Origin of the sequence: Corynebacterium pacaense (assembly GCF_900169525.1) — a bacterium.
Classification (GTDB): domain Bacteria; phylum Actinomycetota; class Actinomycetes; order Mycobacteriales; family Mycobacteriaceae; genus Corynebacterium; species Corynebacterium pacaense.
In genome coordinates this window covers 1-7,607 of the sequence record NZ_LT821231.1, presented here as the reverse complement: position 1 = coordinate 7,607, position 7,607 = coordinate 1, and the positions used below count along the sequence as shown (strand labels likewise).

Genomic DNA, 7,607 nt, shown 5'->3' with positions numbered 1-7,607 from the left:
ATACTTGACAGAGGGGAGGGGGCCGGGCCGGAACAGGCCACACCGACGATGACGACGGCGTGCCCCGGATGGGCGGTCAGGTACGCGCCGGTGACGGCATCGGCGACGACGGTGGAGGAAAGGAGGCATTTCGCGGGGGTGTGGGGCTCGAGCAGGACATTCTGGCCGCCGTGTGCGGGGGTGGGTGGGGTGGTGGGGGTACTCATCGCTTCCTCGCCTTCGGATCAAGTGCATCGCGGACGACGTCGCCCATCATGATAAAGCTCAACACGGTCAGTGCCAGCGCCATGGCGGGGTAGAAGAGGACCATCGGCTGGGTGCGCAGTGATGTCTGCGCCTTCGCGATGTCCGCACCCCAGGAGATGATGCTCGGTGGCAGTCCGATACCCAGGAAGGACAGTGTCGCCTCCGCGACGATGAAGGTTCCCAGGGCGACGGTGGCGTAGACGATGATTGGCGCCGCGGCATTCGGCATGATGTGGGAGAGAAGCATTCTGCTTCTCGACGCCCCGAGGGCACGTGCGGATGTGACGTACTCCTCGTTCTTGGCGGTCATCACCGCACCGCGCGTGATACGCGCGATATTCGTCCAGCCGAAGAGCCCGAGAACGAGCACGACGGTGATGATCGTGCGGTGCTCCTTGAACATCTGCATGACCACGATGGCGGCGAGTACCAGCGGGATGGCGAAGAACATGTCGGTGACGCGTGAGAGGATGGTGTCCGCCCACCCGCCGAAGAAGCCGGCGAGTGCGCCGAACACGGTTCCGATGAGCAGCACCAGAATCGTGGTGAGGACGCCGACGGCAACGGAGGCGCGGGCACCGTAGACCGTGCGTGCGTAGATGTCGCAGCCCTGGCGGTCGAAGCCGAAGGGGTGACCGGGCTCCGGCCCCTTGAGGGAACTGGAGAGCTGGCAGAAGTTCGGGTCCTGGGATGTGAACACCTGGGGAATGATCGCCAGCGCCAGGGCGAGGATGATCAGAACCGCGGACACCCAGAACAGTGGACGGCGGCGGAGATACTGCCAGGCCTCCCCCCACATCGAGGTGGGAGCGGAATCGTCGGCGACGGCGTCGACGGCACCCAGCCCTGTTTCGTCGGTTTCTTCAATAAAGTGCTCCTGTCCCTCACGGACCAGGGATTCGGCCCGTCCATCGGGGAAGAAGTGCGTTTCGGCCTGCTGGATCTGTTCATCCTGACCCAGCGCCTTGTTGGTGTGGAATTCGTTGTTAGGCATAGCGGATCCTCGGATCGAGAACGGCGTAGATGAGATCCACGACGAGGTTGGCGACGATGTACACGATCACCAGGACCGTGACAATTGAAACGACGGTGGTGGGCTCTCCCTTGAGAATGGCCTGGTAGAGGGTTCCGCCCACGCCGTTGATACCGAAGATGCCCTCGGTGACGATGGCGCCACCCATCAGTGAGCCGAGGTCGGCACCGAGGAAGGTGGCGACGGGGATAAGGGAGTTTCGCAGGACATGCCGGTTCATCACGGTGAAGCCGCTCAGCCCCTTGGCCCTGGCGGTGCGCACGTAGTCGGCGCGGAGGTTCTCGCTGACCGATTGGCGGGTCAGACGCAGGACGTAGGCGAAGGACACCGCGCCGAGCACCACAGCGGGCATGAGCAGGGCGCTGAAGGTGTCATTGGATCCCACCGTGACGGGGAGGAGCCCCCATCTGACTCCGACGATGAACTGCAGGACGAAGCCGATGACGAAGGTGGGAACCGCGATCACGAGCAGTGAGAGGACCAGGACGGTGGAGTCGAAAATTCCGCCGCGGCGCATTCCGGCGATCACACCGAACACGATGCCGAAGACGGACTCGAAGATCAGTGCCATGATGGCAAGTTTGATCGTGACGGGGAAGGCGCGGGCCATGACATCGAGGACCGGCTGGCCGGAGAATGTGGTGCCGAAATCCAGTGTGAAGATGCCCTTGATGTACAGCAGGTACTGCACGATGAAGGGCTTGTCCAGGTTGTACTCCTGGCGGATTTTCTCGGCTGCGGCCTCGGTCAGGCCACGGTCACCGCCCAGAGCCTGGACTGGGTCACCAGGCATGAGGAACACGAGGGCGTAGATCAGCAGGGTTGCACCGAAGAAGACCGGAATCATCTGGAGCAATCGCCGCCCGACGTAACGAAGCATGAGCGTGGGTGTCCTTGCTTGTGTGGGTGGAAGTGGGAATCCGTGCGGCCGGCGGACCGGGTCTGGCCCGTCCGTCGGCCGCACGGGGGAATCATGACCAAAGGCCCAGGCTATTTGTGATCCTGGGCCTGAGGTGTTCGGGTCATGCGATGATCACGCAGGATTTAGCTCTTGGTGATCGAGGAGTAGTCGGGCTGGGAGTTCCACTTGAGAACGACGTTGTCAACGTTGGAGGAGTAGCCGCCGACCGCGTTGGAGTACCACAGTGGGATGGCGGGGAGGTCCTTCAGCAGGATCTCCTGTGCCTCGTTGAAGGACTTGTTGGCGGCTTCGGTGGAGTCGGCGTTGGCCGCCTCGCTGAGCTTGGCGTCGAAGTCGGGGTTGGAGTAGTCACCGTCGTTGGATCCGGCTCCGGTGCCGTAGAGGGGGCCGAGGAAGTTGCCCAGTGACGGGTAGTCGGCCTGCCAGCCGGTGCGGAAGGCTCCGGTGATGGTGCGGTTGGTCACATCGTCGCGCAGTGACTTGAAGTCCGGGTACGGGTTGCCTATGGCGTCGATGCCCAGCGTGTTGCGAATGGAGTTGGCAACCGCGTCCGCCCATGCCTGATGGCCACCGTCAGCGTTGTAGGAGATGGTGAACTCCCCGGAGAAGGGGCTCATAGCATCCGCCTGGGCCCACAGCTGCTTTGCACGCTCGGGGTCGTAGCCGAGGACGTCCGCCCCCTGGAGATTGTCGGCGTGGCCGTCGATGACCGGCGAGGTGAAGTCGGTCGCCGGGGTACGGGTGCCCTCGAAGATGGTCTGGGTGATCTCGTCGCGGTTGATCGCCAGCGAAAGCGCCTGGCGCCGGAGTACGCCCTCCTCGCCGCTGAAATGCTCGAGGCGCTCAGGGATGGTGAAGGACTGGAAGACGGCCGAGGGCTGGTTGATTGAACGCCCCGCGAGCTCGCTTTCATAGGAGGCGAAGGCGGAGTCCGGAATCGAATCCAGCACGTCGAGGTTGTTGGAGAGCAGATCGGCGTATGCGGCATCGAAGGTGGGGTAGAAGACGAACTTCACTCCCTCGTTCTTCGGTGCGCGGCCACCGGTGTAGTCCTCGTTGGGGAGGATGGTGGCATCGGCGTTGTGGTTCCACTCGGACAGCTTGTACGGTCCGTTGCCCACCGGCTTTTCGCCGAATGCGGTCATGTCCTCGAATGCCGAGTCGGGCATCGGGAAGAATGCGGAGTATCCCAGGCGCAGCGGGAAGTCGGCCTCCGGCTGGGCGAGTTCGATGGTGAAGGTGGTGTCATCGATGACCTTGAGGCCCTCCATGGACTCGACGCCCTCCTCATAACCGAGGATCGGTTCGAAGAAGTAGGCGGAGAGCTGGCTGTTGGCCACGGTGTAGTTCCATGAGTTGACGAAGTTCTCGGCCTTGACCGGTGTGCCGTCGGTGAAGGTCTGGCCTTCCTTGAGTTTGACGCGGTAGGTCTTGTCGCCCTCGAGCTCGATGGAATCGGCCGCCTCATTCTCCACCGCTCCATCGGCGGTGTAGTAGACGAGACCGGCGAACAGCGAATCGACGATACGTCCGCCACCCACCTCGTTGGTGTTGCCCGGCAGCAGCGGGTTCTGGGGTTCGGTGCCGTTGACCACAACGTAGTTGTCGCCGCCGCCCGAGCCGGAGGATCCCTCGGATGAGGAATCCGAGGAGCAGGCTGCGAGAGACAGGGCTAATCCGGCGGCCGTGGTGACGGCTAGTGCCTTCTTCCAAGTCATGAAATGACCTCCAAGTGTTTGAGGAATGATCCCGTAAGGCGAGGGTGCGATGCGGGAACCGGTAATTAAATAGTAAGTGTGACATGAGTCCCAACAAAGTTCTTTTGGGATTCACTTGGCAAAACTATTCAAAACAAAAGAATTCTATCACACAATAGAAATGCCGTGAACAGCATTTTTCTCTTTAGTTCACTCAATATCGAGGAAAAACCCACTTTGTGGGATCGGGCAAAGTACCCCCGTTAGTGTGTGGTCTTTCGGTGGTGGCGCACCGGCACTCTGTGAAATCGTTTGCACAAAAGCGGCCCGTTCAGCGGCGGCCCGGAGTCTCCCCGGATGCGTCGCCGGCGACCTCCGTGGCGAAGACCCGCCACCGGTCATTCTCGGCGACCGTGGCCGCCCGCAGCCACGCCTGCGCGGTGTCCCGCTGGATCACCTCGAACAGCTCCGAGGCACTTCCGGCGTCCACGGGCTCGGGGTATCCGCTGAGGGAGTATCCCGCCGCGGGAGAACCGGAGACTCCGAAGGGTGCAAGCAGGCCGGTCAGCTGTTCGGCCCGCAGCTGGTGGGCGGAGATGGCATCGGTGATCGCCCCGCTGGCGGAGGGATCGGCGTAGGCCAGCGCGACCCCGAGCATCCAGGCGGACTCGTTCTCCCGGTCCAGCAGGTCGGTGGCGGTGCTGCGGTCCGCGCCGGAGTCCATGGTCAGGTCCGCGGGCACCCGGGGTGCTGCGGCGCGGGCGTCGAAACGCGCAAGCTCGACATATTGCTGCGCCAGCAGCGGAACGGATTCCACAGGGACCTCTGAGATGATATCCAGGATTTCGGCTTGACCCTGTGACACCGTAGCTTGGACATCAAAGGACGGGGAAGCGGTGGTCTCGGGAAGGCTCACCGCGCATGACTCGGGTACCCGGTTGTCCTCTGCGAAGCCGCACAGGCGGTCGATCTCGCTGCGGAGCTCCTCCGCGTGCCCGTCGCGGAGCTCGGCGACCTCGGGGGCGGACTCCCGGAGCGCCTGCGCGTCGAACCTCGCCTGCCCCACGGCCGCGACGAGGCTGTCATTCGCCTTCGGCGCGGGGGTGCAGGCGGATAGGAGCAGTGTTCCGCCCAGGATCAGGGCAGCCAGTGGCGGAAGACGGCGTTCAACATGCATGGGTTCACAGTGTAATCTCCGCCCCCGGGCTAGTCTGTCAGGCATGGCATTTCCAAGCAGTGAAGAACTCGACCAACTGGTCACGCCCATCGCCGCCGCCCACGGGCTCGACGTCGAGGCGCTCAAGGTCAACAAGGCGGGCCCGAAGTCGGCGGTCTCCATCAAACTCGATTCCGATGACCGGGCCGATCTGGATCGGCTCGAGGTGGTCAGTAGGCAGATCGGGGAGTTTTTCGACGCCGAGGAGGCGGCCGGCCGCCTGAACTTCGGTGCCGGCTACACCCTCGAAGTCTCCACACCGGGTGTGGAAATGCCCCTGACCGCGGCGCGGCACTGGCGGCGCAACCGCGGTCGCCTCGTTGCCCTCGGAACCGGTGCGGAGACGAGGATCGCCCGGATAGGAGCACTGAATGAGCAGGAGAGCGCGGTGATTCTCATCGAGCGCCGCAACAGGGAGCTTGTCACCTCCGTTCTGCAATTGGCGGATGCCCCCCTGGCGGTGGTAGAAATTGAATTCGCCAATCCCGCACAGGAAGAGATGACCCTGGCGGAGGCAACATTCGATGATGTCGTCGGAATCTAGACCGGCGAAAGCTTGAGAGGATCACAAGTGAATATTGATGTCCAGGCGCTGAGGGCCATTGAAAAGGACAAGGGGATCCGGGTCGATGACCTGATCCGTACCATTGCCACCGCACTGCTGCAGGCGTATGTGGACTACCGCGCCGCGGAGAAGTCGGAGGACACCAGGGCCAGGGTGGACATCGATGCCATCACCGGTTCCGTCGCAGTCATCGTCTCGGAGCTCGATGAGGACGGTTCAGTCACCTCCGAGTACGATGACACACCCTCCAACTTCAGCCGGATCAGCGCGAGTGCGGTCAGGGAGGCGATCGTCCGCAGGCTTCGCGAGGCCGAGGCATCGCGTGCATTCGACGCCTACTCGGACTACGAGGGCACGGTCATGTCCGGCATCGTCCAGGCCGACGCCCGCGCCGCTGAGCTGGGCATCGTGGTGGTGCAGCTGGGCACCGAGGCGGACAACCAGGATGGAATCCTGCTTCCCGCCGAGCAGATCCCGGGTGAGAAGCTCAAGCACGGTGACCGTATAAAGAGCTACGTCGTCGGGATCAACAAAGGGACCCGCTCGATCCAGATCAACCTCTCGCGGACCCATCCTGAACTCGTGCGCAAGCTTTTTGAACTGGAGATCCCCGAGGTCGCCGACGGCTCCGTGGAGATCGTGGCGATCTCACGCGAGGCCGGCCACCGTTCCAAGGTTGCCGTGCGTGCGACGGTGAAGAACCTCAACGCCAAGGGCGCCTGCATCGGTCCGCGCGGTCAGCGCGTGTCCAATATCATGCGGGAACTCGGCGGGGAAAAGATCGATATCATCGATTACTCCGATGATCCGGCAACGTTCGTCGGCAACGCCCTCGCACCCTCGAAGGTGATCAGTGTCGAGATCACCGACGGGGAACAGCAGACCGCGCGCGTGACCGTTCCCGACTACCAGCTCTCCCTCGCCATCGGCAAGGAGGGACAGAACGCACGGTTGGCCGCGAGACTGACCGGATGGAAGATCGATATCCACTCGGATGTTGAATAGTTCGCGACGAAATCTGCCCATGGGTTCCACTAATGGGTACCGATAGCGTAATGTTGTTTAAGGCCCACGTGCGGGCTGTGGTTTATTGCTCGCTCCGGCGAGGAACTGGTGAACACTGGAATATGTCCATGGAAAGGGATTGAATGCGGCAGCGGCCCGACACGGGAGAACATTCACGCCGTACTATCCGTATCCGGACATGTGTCGCAACCAGGGTTCGTACCCCGGATGACCAGCTTCTCCGCGTTGTCGAGCATCCGGAGTTTCCCGGAGTCATTCTTCCGGATCCGAAACGCCGGCTCCCCGGCAGGGGAGCATGGCTGACCCCCACCATCGCCGCACTGGAGCTAGCTGAACAGCGTCGCGCCTTCGGACGCGCGCTGCGGGTGTCCACCCCCGTGGATGCAGGTCACGTACGCACGTACCTGGTGGAGAAAGCCACCGGACCCGAGATTATAAGGAAGACCGAACACTGATGAGCACACGATGAAGCATCAGCGATGAACGTCACTAACCACAGCTAGAGATCAGAAGGTCCTTCGGGCCCTCGACCTCTAGCGGAAAACTAGAGGAGAGAAGTGCCCGGAAAGCTACGTGTACACGAGCTCGCAAAGAAGCTCGGTATTACAAGCAAGGAACTGCTCGCAACGCTTAAGGCGCAGGGCGAGTTCGTTAAAACCGCATCATCAACCATTGAGCCCCCGGTTGTAAAGAAGATGCAGGAGCTCTACACATCCCAGGGTGGCAAGCAGTCCGCCTCCGAGAAGCCGGGGGCCAGGCCCGGTGGGGCGCCGAAGCCCGGTGCCCCGAAGAAGCCGGGACAGGGACCGAAGCCGGGTGCCCCCGGAACGCCCAAGCCGGCAACCCCGGCCGCACCGGCGGCGGCCCAGCCCGCCCCGGCAGCGCCGAAGGCCCGGCCCTCC

At 62.8% G+C, this 7,607-nt stretch carries 9 protein-coding genes; 4 read left to right on the top strand and 5 right to left on the bottom strand.

The genetic code is table 11. The features are described 5' to 3' along the window. The 5 genes from B7E02_RS00115 to B7E02_RS00095 form a co-directional block, all read right to left on the bottom strand. Nucleotides 1-206: hypothetical protein (locus B7E02_RS00115; RefSeq protein ID WP_425429768.1), on the bottom strand; the 206-nt coding region annotated here is incomplete at its 3' end. Beyond that, nucleotides 203-1,240 (bottom strand): ABC transporter permease, encoded by a 1,038-nt coding sequence (locus B7E02_RS00110; protein WP_080791565.1) that lies wholly within the window; start codon nucleotides 1,238-1,240, stop codon nucleotides 203-205. The genes B7E02_RS00115 and B7E02_RS00110, both read right to left, overlap by 4 nt. Further along, entirely contained in the window at nucleotides 1,233-2,159 is a 927-nt protein-coding gene (locus B7E02_RS00105; protein ID WP_080791562.1) for an ABC transporter permease, read from the bottom strand. The genes B7E02_RS00110 and B7E02_RS00105 overlap by 8 nt, the downstream gene beginning before the upstream one ends. A gap of 164 nt (nucleotides 2,160-2,323) precedes the next feature. Further along, the gene (locus B7E02_RS00100) at nucleotides 2,324-3,919 is read right to left on the bottom strand and encodes a peptide ABC transporter substrate-binding protein (RefSeq protein ID WP_080791559.1); all 1,596 of its coding nucleotides are present in this window, start codon (nucleotides 3,917-3,919) and stop codon (nucleotides 2,324-2,326) included. 310 nt (nucleotides 3,920-4,229) lie between these two features. Beyond that, a complete protein-coding gene (locus tag B7E02_RS00095) occupies nucleotides 4,230-5,075 on the bottom strand; it encodes a DUF4439 domain-containing protein (protein ID WP_143336569.1) in 846 nt (281 codons plus the stop codon). 43 nt (nucleotides 5,076-5,118) lie between these two features. Between B7E02_RS00095 and rimP the strand changes: the two genes are divergently transcribed. The 4 genes from rimP to B7E02_RS00075 all read left to right on the top strand — a co-directional run. After that, complete coding sequence (gene rimP / locus B7E02_RS00090; protein WP_080791554.1) at nucleotides 5,119-5,658, top strand: ribosome maturation factor RimP; 540 nt, start codon at nucleotides 5,119-5,121, stop codon at nucleotides 5,656-5,658. Nucleotides 5,659-5,685: 27 nt separating this feature from the next. Beyond that, a complete protein-coding gene (nusA, locus tag B7E02_RS00085) occupies nucleotides 5,686-6,684 on the top strand; it encodes a transcription termination factor NusA (protein WP_080791550.1) in 999 nt (332 codons plus the stop codon). Between the two features lie 143 nt (nucleotides 6,685-6,827). Beyond that, nucleotides 6,828-7,160 carry a YlxR family protein gene (locus B7E02_RS00080; protein WP_080791548.1) on the top strand — a complete coding sequence of 111 codons (333 nt, stop codon included), beginning with the start codon at nucleotides 6,828-6,830 and terminating at the stop codon, nucleotides 7,158-7,160. Nucleotides 7,161-7,262: 102 nt separating this feature from the next. After that, a partial coding sequence (locus B7E02_RS00075) for a translation initiation factor IF-2 N-terminal domain-containing protein (protein WP_179129609.1) occupies nucleotides 7,263-7,607 on the top strand: 345 nt, incomplete at its 3' end.

Bases quoted from the DNA above. Each gene is read 5' to 3' on its own strand.
- B7E02_RS00110 (WP_080791565.1), bottom strand. From the start codon at position 1,240: ATGCCTAACAACGAATTCCACACCAACAAGGCGCTGGGTCAGGATGAA.
- B7E02_RS00105 (WP_080791562.1), bottom strand. From the start codon at position 2,159: ATGCTTCGTTACGTCGGGCGGCGATTGCTCCAGATGATTCCGGTCTTC.
- B7E02_RS00100 (WP_080791559.1), bottom strand. From the start codon at position 3,919: ATGACTTGGAAGAAGGCACTAGCCGTCACCACGGCCGCCGGATTAGCC.
- B7E02_RS00095 (WP_143336569.1), bottom strand. From the start codon at position 5,075: ATGCATGTTGAACGCCGTCTTCCGCCACTGGCTGCCCTGATCCTGGGC.
- rimP (WP_080791554.1), top strand. From the start codon at position 5,119: ATGGCATTTCCAAGCAGTGAAGAACTCGACCAACTGGTCACGCCCATC.
- B7E02_RS00080 (WP_080791548.1), top strand. From the start codon at position 6,828: ATGCGGCAGCGGCCCGACACGGGAGAACATTCACGCCGTACTATCCGT.